13 protein-coding genes and 1 pseudogene are annotated in these 14,786 nt (G+C 65.2%); 1 reads left to right on the top strand and 13 read right to left on the bottom strand.

Going from position 1 to position 14,786, the window contains the following annotated elements; all coding sequences use genetic code 11:
• Window positions 1-136: 136 nt before the first annotated feature.
• From HMPREF9695_RS12260 to HMPREF9695_RS12295, 8 genes and pseudogenes are all read right to left on the bottom strand, one after another.
• Complete coding sequence (locus HMPREF9695_RS12260; protein ID WP_006021179.1) at window positions 137-502, bottom strand: DUF6915 family protein; 366 nt, start codon at window positions 500-502, stop codon at window positions 137-139.
• A 10-nt stretch (window positions 503-512) separates the two neighbouring features.
• Window positions 513-989, bottom strand: coding sequence for a DUF6878 family protein (locus HMPREF9695_RS12265; RefSeq protein WP_006021180.1), 477 nt, complete (start codon window positions 987-989; stop codon window positions 513-515).
• Window positions 990-1,111: 122 nt separating this feature from the next.
• Window positions 1,112-3,235, bottom strand: coding sequence for a ParB/RepB/Spo0J family partition protein (locus HMPREF9695_RS12270; protein WP_006021181.1), 2,124 nt, complete (start codon window positions 3,233-3,235; stop codon window positions 1,112-1,114).
• Between the two features lie 128 nt (window positions 3,236-3,363).
• Window positions 3,364-3,579: pseudogene (locus tag HMPREF9695_RS12275) on the bottom strand (zincin-like metallopeptidase domain-containing protein); the annotation flags it as partial.
• 120 nt (window positions 3,580-3,699) lie between these two features.
• Window positions 3,700-5,964: a bifunctional organomercurial lyase/mercury(II) reductase MerBA gene (merBA, locus tag HMPREF9695_RS12280; protein ID WP_006018707.1), complete on the bottom strand. Its 2,265-nt coding sequence runs from the start codon at window positions 5,962-5,964 to the stop codon at window positions 3,700-3,702.
• On the bottom strand, window positions 5,961-6,209 hold the full coding sequence (locus tag HMPREF9695_RS12285; protein WP_006018706.1) for a hypothetical protein: 249 nt from the start codon (window positions 6,207-6,209) through the stop codon (window positions 5,961-5,963). The genes merBA and HMPREF9695_RS12285 overlap by 4 nt, the downstream gene beginning before the upstream one ends.
• Before the next feature lies 1 nt (window position 6,210).
• The gene (locus HMPREF9695_RS12290) at window positions 6,211-6,504 is read right to left on the bottom strand and encodes a heavy-metal-associated domain-containing protein (protein WP_006018705.1); all 294 of its coding nucleotides are present in this window, start codon (window positions 6,502-6,504) and stop codon (window positions 6,211-6,213) included.
• Window positions 6,505-6,525: 21 nt separating this feature from the next.
• Window positions 6,526-6,951 (bottom strand): mercuric transporter MerT family protein, encoded by a 426-nt coding sequence (locus HMPREF9695_RS12295; protein ID WP_006018704.1) that lies wholly within the window; start codon window positions 6,949-6,951, stop codon window positions 6,526-6,528.
• An 85-nt stretch (window positions 6,952-7,036) separates the two neighbouring features.
• Here HMPREF9695_RS12295 and HMPREF9695_RS12300 point away from each other — a divergent pair, with 85 nt between their 5' ends.
• The gene (locus tag HMPREF9695_RS12300) at window positions 7,037-7,465 is read left to right on the top strand and encodes a MerR family transcriptional regulator (protein WP_006018703.1); all 429 of its coding nucleotides are present in this window, start codon (window positions 7,037-7,039) and stop codon (window positions 7,463-7,465) included.
• A 43-nt stretch (window positions 7,466-7,508) separates the two neighbouring features.
• Here the strand turns inward: HMPREF9695_RS12300 and HMPREF9695_RS12305 are convergent, their stop codons facing one another.
• From HMPREF9695_RS12305 to HMPREF9695_RS12325, 5 genes are all read right to left on the bottom strand, one after another.
• The gene (locus HMPREF9695_RS12305; protein ID WP_006018702.1) at window positions 7,509-8,441 is read right to left on the bottom strand and encodes an ArdC family protein; all 933 of its coding nucleotides are present in this window, start codon (window positions 8,439-8,441) and stop codon (window positions 7,509-7,511) included.
• A 223-nt stretch (window positions 8,442-8,664) separates the two neighbouring features.
• On the bottom strand, window positions 8,665-9,105 hold the full coding sequence (locus HMPREF9695_RS12310) for a hypothetical protein (protein ID WP_006018701.1): 441 nt from the start codon (window positions 9,103-9,105) through the stop codon (window positions 8,665-8,667).
• On the bottom strand, window positions 9,102-11,264 hold the full coding sequence (locus HMPREF9695_RS12315; RefSeq protein WP_006018700.1) for a hypothetical protein: 2,163 nt from the start codon (window positions 11,262-11,264) through the stop codon (window positions 9,102-9,104). The genes HMPREF9695_RS12310 and HMPREF9695_RS12315 overlap by 4 nt, the downstream gene beginning before the upstream one ends.
• Window positions 11,264-13,105 (bottom strand): hypothetical protein, encoded by a 1,842-nt coding sequence (locus tag HMPREF9695_RS12320; RefSeq protein WP_006018699.1) that lies wholly within the window; start codon window positions 13,103-13,105, stop codon window positions 11,264-11,266. The genes HMPREF9695_RS12315 and HMPREF9695_RS12320 overlap by 1 nt, the downstream gene beginning before the upstream one ends.
• Window positions 13,102-14,457: a tyrosine-type recombinase/integrase gene (locus HMPREF9695_RS12325; RefSeq protein ID WP_245258688.1), complete on the bottom strand. Its 1,356-nt coding sequence runs from the start codon at window positions 14,455-14,457 to the stop codon at window positions 13,102-13,104. The genes HMPREF9695_RS12320 and HMPREF9695_RS12325 overlap by 4 nt, the downstream gene beginning before the upstream one ends.
• Window positions 14,458-14,786 lie beyond the last annotated feature (329 nt).

Raw genomic sequence — 14,786 nt, forward strand, 5'->3', positions numbered from 1 at the left:
ACCGCGGCGGCATCAGGTCAGAGGTCGTTGCGGGGGCACGAAGGGGGCGGCGCGGTGTCGTTCCGCCGCCGTCTTGAAAGCGAAAGCCCGGCGCGGTGGCCGGGCGTTTCGCAAGGTTTGAGTTGGCGGGGTAGGGTCAGGCGGATGTGACCGCGAACGGATCGACCTGACGGTGGATGGGCTGGGCCCGGCCCATCCAAGGTTCGGGGCGGATACAGCGAACCCAATCGGCGAAGCCCGGAATGAATCCGAGATCCTCGATGACGTGCTGTTCGCCGATCAACCGGACCGGGACGACACGGCCGGTCGAGATCGTGATCGTCGCACCGAAGAAACGCTCCAGCATGAAGATGCCTTCGGCGTGATGGCGCAGCGCGCGGTGGCGGAAATCCGCGGTGATCGCCTTCGACTCGTCGAACCACTGATGAAGCGGCAGATAGTCGGCGGCGTCACCACCCCATTTCCGCACCGAGGACAGCGCGTGATGATAAGGATGTCCCATTACTCCCTCCTCAAAATTGATGAGTGTAATTTTCGGACGACATGTATCGCTCGTTGTAGTCGAGCGTGATCGTCCGTTCCGCAACGTCGAAAGTGAACTCGCCATAGGCACCGTCGTTGTTTTCCCAACCGCAATGGGTTTGCCGGAGGAGGTCGTAGGCGAGTTCTTCGATGACGTCCCGGATCGGCAGCGTGACGCGCGCGATCTCGACACTGTCCCAATCGGCACGCGCGATCTCCACATCGAGCGAGGGCAGATTGGCATAGTGATCGCCTGCTTTCGCAGTGACATCTTCGATCTGGCCGCTATCGCCACAGCCGTCGAAGGTCACGACGACGGTGGTGATGCCGGCTCCGACAAACGCATCAAACAATGCCGTCTTGTTCGCGGGACGGACCGAGTCGCAGCGTTTCACATAGTCCTGCTCCTGTGCGAACCACGCGGTCGGATCGGGCGTCGGGATCGGCGCGAGGGTGTCGTCAGTCATGATGGTTCTCCTGATACGATGAAGGCCCGGCGTGTCCCGTGTTCGCGGGGGCCGGGCCGATGGATGGGATTGGGGATGTGCGGAAGGATGCGGAGCGGCTGTCGCCGCCCCGCGGTCATGACTCATTCGGCGGCGATGACATCCGGCCGATCTTCGTCGAGGTCGACTTGCTCCTCGTCGTCGGCGAGGAACTCGGGCAGCGCGTCAGCTTCGGCAGGCGCAGCATCGCCACCCGCTTCGGTGCCCGCCTCGGAGAGCCGCAGCGGTTCGGGCAGCCAGCCCGTGCCTTCCAGCAGGCGCTCGGCCTCGCGGGCCATGTCGCCCTTCTTGAGGTGGTCGATGAGCTGCACCGACGGCTCGCCCTTCGCCTCGCGCACCGCTTCGAGAATGCGGGGCTTGGTGACACGGCCGAGATAGTTGTCCACGCCGGTCTTCCAGCCCGCCGCCGCCATGTCGAGATTGACGGCGCGCGCCAGGACGTCGGCCTGGTCGAGCCTGCGGCGAACGCCATGCGCGGAGACGCGGCCTTCGTTGTAGCGATTGGCCGGCTCGTAGAGCGCGTTAACACTGAGCGAGGCGCAATGTGCAAGCAGCGATGTCTGATCGGTCGCGTCGAAAGCCAGCAGCGCATCCCAGAGTCTGCCATCCTCCTTCGGCAATCGCGCCTTCCACGTATCGTGACGCGCATCAATCGCCTTGGCCGAGGCGCTGTCATTCAATCCCGGCGCCTGGGCGGGAAGCGTCGGGGAGCGAACCGCGATTTCCAGACACCCGCTCGATGACGCGAAGCGATAGAACGTCGCCAGCACGAAGTTGTGCAGCACCGCCACAAAAGCCACCGACGGGTGGGTCGCGAAAGCATCGCGCAACGCCAGCGTCCGATGCGCGGTCAGGTCGGTCATGAGCCGATCCGGCAGCGGCTTGATCGCGTCGTCCTCGTCATCCTCCGGTTCAGCCGGCACGCCGCCGACCGTGATGACGGCGCGTTGGACCGCAACCTTGGCCTCGCCACCGTCAGCGTTGTCACTGCCGATATCGGATTCCGGCTCGGCGCTGACGCCGACGGGTGCTTCATCCTCCGGTCGGACATAACCGCGATCGACGAAAAGTGCGCCTTCGTCATCGATGCTGACGAAGACGCCGGCGTGTGCGATATCGGCCGGATCGTAGATCACCGGCCGGGCATCGAAGGCGGACAGCGCGGCCTCGATCTCGCCGAGCCGTTGATCGATCTCGTCGGGCAGTTCGTCGGCTTCGGCGTATTCGACCTCGAGCTTGTCGTACTCGGCCTTCAACGCCTCGATCGACGCACGTTCGTCGTCGCTGAGATCTGCCGGTAGACCCTCCAGCTCGCGCAGGCCGTCGGTGTGGCCATAGGGGAAATTGACCGCCACCGAGATCCACTTCCAGCCTTCCGTGGCGATAATTTCGGCCTGCGCCTTCAGCTTCTCGGTGACGAGGCGATCGAGCAGCGGCACATCCTGCAGCCAACCGCCGTCATCGTGTTCGAACAGGTCGCGCATGACGGCGCCACCGGTCTGCTCATAGGCATCGAGCCCGACGAACTGGGCGCGACGGTCGGAAGCGCGGACGGTGTTCTCCGTCAACATTCGCCGGATCTGGTACGGCTCGTCGAGTTGGGAGCGGCTGACATTGTCCCAGACCTGCTTCTGGCGCGCCTGATCGGCGGTGACCGAGAACGCCATCAACTGTTCGAGCGTCATGCCGTCCTCGGCATAGACCTCGTGCAACTTCGGGGATACCGATGCGAGACGCAGCCGCTGCTTGACGATCGCCGACGACACGAAGTGCCGTGCGGCGATGTCGTCCTCGCTCATGCCGCCATCACGCAGCAGCTTGAACGTGCGGAACTGGTCGAGCGGATGCAGACCGACCCGCTCATCGTTCTCAGCCAGGGAGTCGTCCTCGGCGAGACCGTCGTCACGGATCACGCAAGGCACAAGCTGCGTCTTCGTCATGCGCTTCTGCTTCACCAGCAGCTCAAGAGCGCGATAGCGCCGGCCGCCGGCCGGTACCTCGAACATGCCGGTCTCCTTGCCGTCTTCGTCGAGGACCGCCCGGACGCTCAGGCTTTGCAACAACGTGCGAAGTGCGATGCTCTCCGCCAATTGCTCGATCGAGACGCCGGCTTTCACGCGCCGGACGTTGGACTGGCTCAAGACCAGCTTGTTGAAGGGGATGTCGCGCGAGGGACTGAGTTTGATCTTCTGAACGGCTGTGGCCATGTCGATCACTCCACGACGGGCGGCCGAAAGACTCTCTCTCGACCTCCAACCCGTCGCGGACACCCCGGCCCTCCTCTCACTCTCAAGCGCGCCGCAACGACGAACGGCTGAGGTAGAAGGCGAACGCATCACGCGGCTTCCTCGTTGCCCTCGGTGCCGACGTCGATGGCGTGCGGCTGGAACGCGAGCAGGAAATCGGACGCCTTCGATGCGGCGCTTGCCGCGCGGACCACGGCGCGGTCGTCCTCGCGCAGCACCTCCAGCCAGGAGCCGATGTAATCGGCGTGGCGCACGGTCGGCACGATGCCGAGCGAGGCGCAGACGAACGCGCCGGCCATTTCGGCGCGTTATCTGAACAGTCAAGCTGTCTCAGTCGGATTTGCGGCGGCGTTTGCCTGAAAATGCGGACTGCCGCTGGATGTCGGCGCGTGAGACAGATTCGCGGATCGCTTAGGGGCCCTAGCTCACCCAGCGCAACAGGATAACTTCGCGACGTCCTTTCCGAATGACAACGCTGCGAGCTTCAAGCCCTCGACAGTGGTGAGATACGGAAAGATCGTATCCGCGAGGTCCTCGACGGTAAGGCTCTGCCGGATCGCAAGTGCTGCGGTCTGGATGCTGTCGGCCCCTTCCGGCGCGAGAATGTGCGCGCCGAGCAGCCGGCCGCTGCCGGCGTCAGCCACGAGCTTGATGAGTCCCCGGGTGTCGCGAGCGGCGAGCGCGCGCGGTACCTGGTTGAGACCGATCGTGGAAACACGGACGGCATGCCCGGCCGTGCGCGCCGCGGCCTCGGTCAGCCCGACGCTCGCCACCTGCGGGTCGGTGAACACGATGGCAGGCATGGCGCTGTTGTCGTAGCGCAGGCTGTCGCCATTGAGGGCGTTCTTGGCGGCGAGCTTGGCGCCATAGGCGGCCATGTAGACGAACTGGTCGCGGCCGGTGACGTCGCCGGCGGCATAGATGCCGGCCCCGGTGGTGCGCATGCGGTCATCCACAACGATGCCGCCCTTCAGCGAGACGGTGATGCCGCGCTCGGCAAGCCCAAGACCTTCAATGTTGGGCGCGCGCCCGGTGGTAATCAGCACCTGATCGGCGTCGATCGTCGTGTTCTGGTCGTCGCGCGAAACATCGAGCGCAATGCAGTGCTCGGTCTTGCGGATCGCACGGTAGGCAACGCCGGAGACTATGGTGATCCCTTCGTCCTGCAAATATCCTGTCAGCGCCGCGCCGATCTCGGGCTCGGCCTCGGGGAGCAAATGGGACCGGCATACGAGCGTCACCTTGACGCCCGCGCGGGAGAACATCTGGGCAAGCTCGGCCCCGATATAGCCGCCGCCGATGACGAGCAACGATCGTGGTAGCTCCTCAAGGTCGAGCGCGGTCGTGCTGGTCAGATAGGGTACGGTCTCGATGCCGGGGATGGCGGGCACAGCCGGCCGCGCGCCGGTCGCGATGATGATCTTGCCGGCGGGAATGCGCGCGCCGTCCACCTCGACACCACCTTCTATGAGGCGCGCCGCGCCTTCGCGATAAGCAATGCCGTTATAGGCGGGCAGCAGATTCGTGTACTTGGCGTGGCGCAGTTCGGAAACGAGTGCATCCTTCTGACGAACGGTGCTGCGCCAGTCGGTCAGTTCGGCCTCCGCCGTGATGCCGGCAAAACGTGCTGCTACACGCGCGTTGTGAAGCGTCTCGGCGGCCCGGATCAGAGTCTTCGACGGCACGCAGCCGATATTGACGCAGGTGCCGCCGATGGTGCCGCTGCCGATGAGCGCCACCTGCGCGCCCTGATCGGCCGCTGTGATGGAGGCCGAGAAGCCGGCCGAGCCGGCGCCGATGACGACGAGATCGTAGGCGCCACCATTGCGATCGTTCGTGCGAAAGCGACGGTCCGCCGCTGCAGGGTTCTTCGATGTCGAGCCGACCGACGATTGTGCCGGGGTATCGAGGCCGGCGAGGCTCGGGCCGAACAGAGCGCGGCCAGCCTCCATCCCTTCCTCGATCGACAGCCGAAATCCGGCCTCGTCCGCCGCCTGTTCACGGCGCCAGGCGGAGAGATGGTCGTCCGAACAGAAGAAGGCGGTCGTCGCGCAAAGCGAGTTCGCAGCGCACGCGCCTTCATAGCGGACGCTTTGCCACATGACCGACGTATTCGGCTCAACGCGAGCCAGCATCCGACCTTGATCCCGTGTGGTGACCCGAATTTGCGCACCACAATGGCGGCAGCGCGATGCAATCGTGACATCGCGATCAGTCATGGCGCCAATGCCGAGTGCGTCGACCGCGCACATTGCGTTGAGAACACGTCCGTCGAGTGTGACCCGGTGGCCGGTGTCACTATCGGTGAAGGGATAGGCGCCGACGATCCGCTCGCCGTCGAGCACGACCAGGTCGCGACGGCGGAGCTCTTCGAGCAGAGCCCGGACGGACGTCTCGCTCAACCCTGCGCGCTCCGCAAGCGCGTCTGCGGCCGGAGCTCGGCCATGTTCCGCGTAGAGCTGGAGCAGCGCGATGCGAACGCGGTCGGTGGCGGGATCGTAGCCGCTCCAGCGATCGAACACATGGTCGGACCCGACCATGGCCAGCAGGGCGTCCTTGACCGCTGGTGATTTGACCACAGACCAATCCGGAAACGTCACGCCCGGCCGCACGACGTAGCTCGGGAGCGTCGCGGATGCGGAAGCTGCAAGCTTGTCGCGAGACGAGGAGGATGCGCAACAGTCGTTCATGGCTTCACGCCTTCGTTGTGAATCTTGGTCTCGCTGCAGGCGGGTCTTGCACGGCGATGATGGATAGCCCACGCGACGAGACCGAAGCACGTGATCACCAGGGGAAGCATCACCAGACCTGCACCTGCCAGCCACGCGCCGAGGCCGGCCAGTGGCAGGACTCCGGCGAGGAGCGGCGCCGCGCAGCAGATCACAGCGAGGACGGCGCCAGCCGTGCCTGCACCGATGAGGGCGCGGTCATTCACCTCAACTGCCCTGCTGCACCGGACGGGCTGGATAGCCCGCGTTCATGCTGGCGGCCGCGATGGTGGCCGGGTTTGTCTTGGCGTCGTCGAAGGTCACGGTCGCGGTTTTGGCTCGGAACGAAACGGCGACCTTTGCGACGCCGAGGACCCCCTCCATCGAACTCTTCACGATGTAGGGACACGAGGCGCAGGTCATGTTGTCGACAGCGAAGGTGATCGTGCGTTCGCCGGCGAATGCGGTCGACGCCGTCATCACTGAGGCGATCAGGGCGAAAGCGCCCAAACTGTTCTTCATGGGTCGGGTCTCCTCTTGGTGTCAGGTGCGAAGCAGCAGTGGGGCAACGTAGTCGAAGACGAAGGCGGCGATCACAAGCGCGGTCGCCATCCAGAGCGCGAGTTGAACAAGGCGGCTGGGAATGGGGCGTGAGCAGGCAGCGCCATCAGCACAGGCCCGTCTGGGCTTCCAGTAAACAAGGTAGAAGCCGTATCCGAGTAGGCCTGCCGTTCCGGCGACGAAGATCGGTTTGTAGGGTGCAAGCGCCGTCAGATTGCCAATCCAGGCGCCGCCGATGCCGACACTGAACAGGATCAGCGGCACGATGCAGCAGGACGAGGCGGCGAGCGCGCCGAAAATGCCGCCAACGGCGATCAGACGCTGCCGTCCGACCTCGCCGCGCTCGGACGCGGAGGGATCCGCCACAAGAGGCGCCATGCTTGCCGTTCTGGATCGCGATGCGACCATGTCCACTCTCTCTTTCCTTGTCGAAATCCTAAGCGTGCCGTACCATGCGGTCTGTAGTCGCTACAGGGTCAAGAAGGATTTTGCGATGCGCGATCACGCCGTGGTGAAGGGACTGCAGCGGGCTGAACTCGCCCAGCGAACGGGCTGCAATCTGGAGACGGTGCGTTATTACGAGAAGGTCGGCCTTCTGCCCGAACCGCCGCGTACAACGAGCGGCTACCGCAGCTACGACACGTCGCATGAGCGGCGCCTTCGCTTCGTGTTGCGGGCGCGCGAGCTCGGCTTCTCCCTTGATGAAATCCGTGAGCTACTGCGTCTCGTCGACGAGCGCGACCAGCCCTGTGCCGAGGCGCGCGCCGTCGCCGCCGCACACCTTGAGGACGTGCAGGCGAAGATCGCCGATCTGAAGCGCATGGAGCGGGTGCTCAAGAAGGTTGTCGCGCAATGTGCTGACGGCACGTTGCCGGAATGCGCGCTGATCGAGACGCTGTTCCGGGAGGGTGCGGTCAACTGATCGCACCCGGTGGACCCTTTGAAACGGCCCGTTGAGGGGGCGCCTATGCAGCGCCCCTGACGTCGTGCCCATGAGCATTGGCTTGCCGGGCGTGCATCCAGTCGGTGATCTCTTGTGCCTTGCTCGCCGCGGTGAAGATGGCGCGCTTGTCGGAGCGCAGCACTTCGAGCCAGGAGGCGATGTAGCGGGCGTGGTCGGGTCGTGGCTCAACACTGAGGTTGAGGTCGGCGCAGATCATGGCGCTGAGAAGCTCGACCGTGCATTCTTCCATGGCGTAGGCGGCCGAGCCGAACCGTCCGGAGAGATCGCGGTCGAGGCGATTCTTGGCGCCGGAAGCGTGGCCGCATTCGTGGAGCAACACGGCGTAGTAGGCAATCGCGTCCCGGAAGCAAGCGAACTCGGGCATCTGCACGTGATCCTTGGACGGGATGTAGCAAGCTTGTGATCCGCCGTGGCGAATATCGATGCCAAGGGCGGCGCAGAAGCGCTCGGCGTGCTCGATCCGCTCGACCTCGGGAAGCACCGGCAGCTCGGGCGGTGTGTAGCCGTCGACCTGAGCGGCATTGAAGGCAGTGTAGCCGCGAGCAAACAGGCGCCGTGCGGGCTCGTGATGATTGTCGTCGCCATCCTGACGATCTGTGTCGCTGCTGCGATCTGCCGTCTTCCAGAACACGACGAGGTGGCCGCGCTCGCCCTTGCGAACCTGAGCGCCGAGTTCGTGCCATTGGCGATAGGTGCCCCAGATGCCGGCGGGATAGCCGGCCGCATGCGCCGCAGCCCAGAGGGTGATGACGTTGACGCCGCGATAGGCCTTGCGTGAAGTGACGTTGACGGGCCTGGTGATGGCCGATCCGTCGTGATGCCAGGGCATCCGGTAATCTCCGGCGCCGGCCTCGATGGCGGCGATGATCTGGTTGGTCACGCGCTCGTAGATATCGTTGACGGTGCGGGCCTGGCTGTTGCGATTGGTGGTCATGGGTGCCTCCTGTGCTCGCCCTCTCCGTCGAGGGCGAAGCGGCAGGGGCAGACGCGGCGAGCCGGGCCGTCACACCCTGTTCTCGGTTACCGGTGCGGAACAGGGTTGACGGGCTGGCAACGTCTGCCACAACCGAGCCCCTGCCTCGACGGGCGAGCACAGGAGACGTCGGCCACGACCGATGGCCGCAGGACCGGCCGGTTACGGGGATATTGCGTGGCTCTCAGCCAGCGCCATCTCGCGGCGAGCGCCGCAGCGGAACGACCTTGGCCTCATTCGATCGCGCCAGTTCATTCTGCAAGCCGACAATCACCTCGTCACGCTCGGCAACCTGCAACGTCAGCACCTGGATGTGCTGTGCGAGTGTGCGGGTGAGCGCACGCAACTCGGTCATCTCGGCGCCACGCACGGCCCGGAGCTCGGCTTCGAGGAAGCGGACACGCTCCTTCAGTGCCTGGGGAGATGATCGCCGGTGGCGTACTTCGGCGGCGCGAAACTCAGCAAGAAGATCGATCGCACGGTTCGCCGTTGCCCGGCTGACGCCGGCCTCGCGCGCCAGATTGGAGACGGTGAGCGCGCCGTCGGTGCGCTCGGGCCGACCGTCGAGCAGTCGTGCCATTCCCGCCCTCAATGCCGCCTCGCTCTTCGGACCCAGGCTGGTCATGCATCACCGTCCATCAGATGTGCGATCAGCCGACGCTTGCGTTCGTTGTCGCGTGTGATGGCCGCGCGCTGCAGCGGCGACAGGCGCCGGTCGGCGAGCAGGGCTTCGCCGTCCGCGATCGAGGCTTGCCACGGCTCGCGGTGTCGGGCGGTCAAACAGGCGTTCGGGCAGCGATCGGGGCTGCATCGGGACAAGGCCGGTGCCGCCCGCTCGGAATGCGGTGCGGCGTTGAGGCACAGCGCGGTCGCGGCATCGAAGAGGCAGTCGTTGAGAAAGCCGACGTGCAAGGTTCGACCGAGATGAGCCAACATGGTGCGCAACCGTTTGCGATCCATGATCCGGCCGGGAAGCTCGCCGAGTTCGTCCTGCACACGCGCGAACTCCCGCCGCAATCGTGTCGCGCCTGGTCCCGCCGGACCCTCATGACGAAGAAACGCTTCGTAATGAGCAACGATGTCGTCGAGTTGGCCAAGCGCGCGTTCGCGCTCCACGGCCAGACGGAAGTCCGTGTGCGCCGAGCCCGCATAGCCTTCGAACATGGCGACCGAGGCGTGCTTGTACTGGATCTTTCCCGCAACGGTGCCGAACGGCCGATTGGCGATGTACCATGCGACCGTGCGGCGTAATTGCCGGGTGGTGAACTTCCAGGGCTCGTCTCCGATCCGTGGGATCGCCGGCGTGTCGGCGGAGCGCGCATCCAGCCCGTCGCGAAACAGATTGAGCGTGATCGTCGCACCCATGCCGAGATGATCGTTGCTCCAGGGCCAATCCTTCAGCGTCACCCATAAGGATGACAATCCCTTCTCGCGGCGATTAGGTGCGGAGAGGGCCTCCATGACCGCGACGGCGCGAGCGACCGGCTCGATCGTGATCCAGTCGGCCATCATGCCGCGTGCGCCTTGACGCTTGTAGACGGTGCTGCGCACCCGGTAGAGTTCGACCAGGCCATCGGCGCTACGAACCGCCGACACGCAGCCCGGCTGCATGGCTTGCACCTCGCTGTCGCGCATGCCGGTGAGATAGGCGCAGACCACATAGCAGGCGGCTTGCAGCATCCGCTCCTCGCGGGCGAGGCTTAAGCCGTCGAAGCGCTCGCGCCATGGCAAACCCGTGTCGGTATCGATCGAGATTGGCGTATTGAGACCGCCGATCTCGGTTCCCAGTTCAGCCGCCGCGGCATCGATCAGCCGCGCGGTCGGTTCGGATTGGCTGACGCGCCCGCTCTCGGGAGCTCCGACATGCAGCCGCATCAGATGGAGGTTGTAGGGAGGAATCTCGCGGCCGGTCAGCGGATCGATCCGGCGGGCGGCGTTGGGCGCCCGCTCCCAGATCGGCACGCCTCGGCCTGCGGCCCGGCGCGCGTCGACCCACTTCGCGACACGGGCGCGGTAGGTCTTGGCAACGGCTCGACTTGTCCGGGCATCGCGCGCCATCAATCGAGCGCAGCGGGCTTCCAGGGCATCGAGTTCTGCGCGCGCCGCCAGGATATCCGGCGCATAGACCTCGATGTACTTGAGCGACCAGCGAAGCATGGCGCCGATGATCGGCTCGGGAATGCGCGGCGTGGCATTCTCGGCGGGCGCAGGCGGACGTCCTGCAACATGGTGCGCCGCGCGCCCGCGCCACGGAAGAATGCCGATGCCGCCGCCCGTCAACCATGGCGACAAATGATGCAGATCGATCGGCACTTCGACATACTTCACCGTCTCGTTGGGCGTTCGCCGCCCGCCGTCGCGGGCGTGCACCAGATAGGCATCGAGCAGCGCCTGATCGATCCGGCTCAGATCGACGGCACCGATCCTTGTGCTGAGAAACGCCGCGAAATGCTGGATGTAGCGCAGCAAGCGGATCGCCGAGGTCGCACCACAAGGCGCGCGGTATCCCGGCACATGGATGCGCAAACGGGCGATCACATACTCCTTCGCAAGCCGCTGCGTCACAGGATCGGCGATGCGGGCGAAGTTCAGCCGATAATTGCTGTAGCGGGCGTTCACGCGGAAGATGGTGGCGCCCAAATCCCAGTGATCGTCACCGAAACGGGGAAGCTGCGCGCGGTCGACATCCTCCCTGACCGTGACGCCGGCGAGGACAGGCTCGTCGTCACCATAGATGGCGGATGGCAGCGACCGCCGCGCCGGCAGCGTGATCGGCGTCGGCATCACGGCGCTCCCGCTTCAGGCGGCAGGTAAATCAGCGCCGGGTCTGAAGCCGCGACCTGACGCGCCTGCTCGATCTCGGCATCACTGAAGCGGGGCAGGATCTGATCGGCGATCCGTCTGTGAACGCGTCCGAACTTCGTCGTCCAGTCATGTTCGGTGAGCGTCTGCCTTTGCGCGCGGATGAAGGTAAGGAACGACAGGAGCGCGGGCAGCTTGCGGGCGGTAATCACCGCATTGCTGCATTCCAGGCATCCCCAGAATGGCGACGGACAGGCTTCGCCGTCGGCCCCGAACGGGCTCTTGTAGAAGCCGCCGCAACTGGCGAGCCAGACGTCCTGCTCGCCGCTTAACAGGGCATTGACGGCGGCGGCGCCCGTGACCGCCAGATCACCGGCCTCGTCAGGATCAGCTCGAAGGGCGGCCTCCTGCCCTGATGACAAGACGTGCGGCTGCCGAGCGGCGTCGAGCGCATCGGTCATGGCGTCGGCAATGGTCGCTTCGTGGAGATGGCGAAGCGCGGGAATGTCGGCGTAGTGATTGGCCGCGACCGCGATGCTGTGCCCGACCGCGAAGCGGTCGAGCTGGCCGCCGGTTCGGCGATACCATGCCGCCTTATGGGTCTTGCGCAGGCGGGTCAGGTTGAGGCGGAGCGGCCGGCCCTGCTCGTCGAGGATGCCATGCCGTCCGACCCATGAGGCGATAACTTCCTTCATGCTTAGGACGCGTGGGGTCAGCCGGCCCCAGGCGAAATGAGCCCACAGCGAGTGCACGCCGAGCCGGTGTCTGGCGGCTTCCGTCCAGTGCAGCACCTTCCGAACCAGGCCGCCGGGCGTCGACGATCCGCCAGCGCGGACGCGCAGTCGCTTCCACTCGGCGCCGCGCGCCCGCCGCTTGCAATACTCGATCTCGACATAGCCGCCGGATGGGTTCTTCAGGCAGTCTGACCGCAATCCCTTGATGGCTTCGACCTCGAGACCAGACTCGAGCGAAATGAGAACGATGAGCGGCACCAAGTCGGCGGCGAGGAGGTGCCGACGGCCATGGAGATCGTGGATCAGGCGATCGTTCGCCAAACCGCTTTCCCGGCGAAGCGTATAGAGCCGTTTGAAGAGCGGATGCCGGTGCCCGATGACGCCTTCGACATCGATCGCTGCCATGGCCGCTTCGTGTGCTGCTGCCAGAACGCTGCTCCGATCGGCATCGTCGTGCGCCGGAAGGCGCTCGGCCGCAGCAAAGCGATGCATGATCGCGCTGAGGTCGGCGCGTGCTGCACTTCGCAGTGCCGACGCAACATCATCGCCATAGGCATCGCGCGGTTGGGCGCGCACGCCCGGCCGATTACTCGTGTACATGAGCCGGCGCGACGCATCAGGTGGCAATTGCCGCGGTTCTGCCGCATCCGCCAGCCGGAGCAGATTGAGCACCTTGCTCATCCGGTGCAACCGATGATTGGGATGCAGGCCACTCTCTTCCATCCAAGCGTCGAAACCGTCGATGCACGCGGCGTTGACGTCCGACAGACGCATCACGTGATGAGTGCCGGCGTCGAGGTAGCGCCAGAACATCTTGAGCGCATTGGCGTAGGCAGCGGCGGTCGAGATCGAGCCTGCCGGACCGCCAACCTGGCAGGCGCGCCAAAGCGCCCCCGCAAGCGTCCGCGCCAATGCTCTGCGACCGCCCAGCATCGTCAGGTCGATCGTCACGGTGCGGTCCGCGAGGGTGACAGGGAAGCGGAGCGATGCGATCGCCGCTGCAGCTTCCTCCTCGGGATCGGGCAGCGTCTCGGGAAAGAGGGCACGACGGCCAGGCCGCCGCGCCGATGTAGTCATGGCGGCGGTCATTGCGCATCACCGGCCGTATCTTGGGCCCAGCGATCCGCGGCCGCCTCGACCAGTTCCTGCGCTTCAGCCAAGCTGTCGAGATAGATGTAGGTGCTGGTCACACTCGCGTGCCCCAGCAGATGCTGCAGCTTCTGCAAGGGATCGCCGAGAATCCGGCGATAGGCCGCGCCGTGCCGATCCTGCGGATCGAACACCGCGCCAATCTGCTCGCGGATCAGCATTGAAAGCATGTTGACGGCGAAGGAGTGCCGCAATGTATGGGGCGATACGTCGAGGTCGATCCCGAAACGGCGACAGCGGACGCAGGCCCGGCGAAAAGCCGCTTCCCAAGTGGCTGATGGGACCGGCCGGCCACCTTCCGTCAACCAGAGCAAGGCGTGTTGCGCCTTGCCGGGCACGCCGATCAGCACACGCCGTCGCTCGCTCGGCGTCAGCCGATCGAGCCGGACCCGCTTGCCCGCCGCGTCGACGATCCTCCCGCCCTCCGGCGCCAACCAGAGTGGATTGGTGACCGATGGCTCCCATCGGGCGGACGATATGGTTCGCTCGAGATCGATGTAGTCATTGATCAGCGCCAATACCCGACGGGGAATGCGAACACGGCGCGGCCGTCCGCCCTTGGCGACCGCGCCTGGCAGATCGAATACGACCGAGCGCAATCCGGCTTCTGTCGCACGAGGAAGATCAGCCAGAAGCAGGCTACCGCCTTCGGTCAGCCGCAGTCCAGTCGTGACCAACAGCTCTGCGAAGAGCGCGTTCCGTTCGCCATTGCGGCCACGCCACGTCGGATCGTCCGTGCCGTCGGGCGAGCGTCCTCTCAGCCCCACGTCGCGGAATAACAGATAGCGGCCGAGATCAACGTAACGCATATCGTGCTGCCGTGCCGCGCGCTCGCGCGCCCGGTTCGTCGTAACGGCCAGCACGGCGCGCGTGCCAGCTGCCCTGCGAAGGGTGACGCCATAGCTGAAGGGCGAGGTCGTGATGATCCCTTCTTCGACGGCCCACCGATAAAGCTTATCGAGTGCCGCAATGCCGCGGTTCCAGCTCGCCGCCGAGACTCGGAACGCGGCGTCCGACAGGCGCCGCGCCCGGTGAAAGGCCAGCACGTCGTGACGGTCGGCCTGCCAGACCGTCTTGCGGTCCCGCCGCTCGCTGAGAAAACGCGCCCAGACGAGAATGTCGTGGGCGTAGGAGCGCCATGTGTTCGGCGACCGCGCACCCATGCCCGGACATACGCGGAAGAATCGATTGAGATGAAGATCGTAGCTCCCGTCATCCATCAAGATGAAGGGCATGCCCTCGATCAATCCGGCGCGCTCGGCGGTGCCGAGCGCGCCGGCCACCACGTTCACTGCAAGGTCACCAATCGAAAGCGGGCGCGAAACAACATCAACGTCTGTAAAATACAACTGCACGCAAGATACCTAAGCGGAGCGCCTTCGGCGCAACTTCATTGTTTAGAATGCGAGGGGTTCCCCTCGCGCTCTCCCGCTCGCCGCGTGGCAGGGGTGCAGGACTTCGCCTGCACCCCATCAACAGCTTGTGGTGTCGCCGCCGCGTCAAGCGTTGTCCTCGCTACGCTGCGGGAACGCTTGACCCGGACGTCTGAAGAGCCTCACCGGAACCACCGGTGATGCATCTCCATGGCTGATTCTGAGACAGGATCACAGAGTCAGGATAA

Source organism: Afipia broomeae ATCC 49717 (genome assembly GCF_000314675.2).
GTDB classification, from domain to species: Bacteria; Pseudomonadota; Alphaproteobacteria; order Rhizobiales; family Xanthobacteraceae; genus Afipia; species Afipia broomeae.

Bases quoted from the DNA above. Each gene is read 5' to 3' on its own strand.
- HMPREF9695_RS12260 (WP_006021179.1), bottom strand. From the start codon at position 502: ATGGGACATCCTTATCATCACGCGCTGTCCTCGGTGCGGAAATGGGGT.
- HMPREF9695_RS12265 (WP_006021180.1), bottom strand. From the start codon at position 989: ATGACTGACGACACCCTCGCGCCGATCCCGACGCCCGATCCGACCGCG.
- HMPREF9695_RS12270 (WP_006021181.1), bottom strand. From the start codon at position 3,235: ATGGCCACAGCCGTTCAGAAGATCAAACTCAGTCCCTCGCGCGACATC.
- merBA (WP_006018707.1), bottom strand. From the start codon at position 5,964: ATGAACGACTGTTGCGCATCCTCCTCGTCTCGCGACAAGCTTGCAGCT.
- HMPREF9695_RS12290 (WP_006018705.1), bottom strand. From the start codon at position 6,504: ATGAAGAACAGTTTGGGCGCTTTCGCCCTGATCGCCTCAGTGATGACG.
- HMPREF9695_RS12295 (WP_006018704.1), bottom strand. From the start codon at position 6,951: ATGGTCGCATCGCGATCCAGAACGGCAAGCATGGCGCCTCTTGTGGCG.
- HMPREF9695_RS12300 (WP_006018703.1), top strand. From the start codon at position 7,037: ATGCGCGATCACGCCGTGGTGAAGGGACTGCAGCGGGCTGAACTCGCC.
- HMPREF9695_RS12305 (WP_006018702.1), bottom strand. From the start codon at position 8,441: ATGACCACCAATCGCAACAGCCAGGCCCGCACCGTCAACGATATCTAC.
- HMPREF9695_RS12310 (WP_006018701.1), bottom strand. From the start codon at position 9,105: ATGACCAGCCTGGGTCCGAAGAGCGAGGCGGCATTGAGGGCGGGAATG.
- HMPREF9695_RS12315 (WP_006018700.1), bottom strand. From the start codon at position 11,264: ATGCCGACGCCGATCACGCTGCCGGCGCGGCGGTCGCTGCCATCCGCC.
- HMPREF9695_RS12320 (WP_006018699.1), bottom strand. From the start codon at position 13,105: ATGACCGCCGCCATGACTACATCGGCGCGGCGGCCTGGCCGTCGTGCC.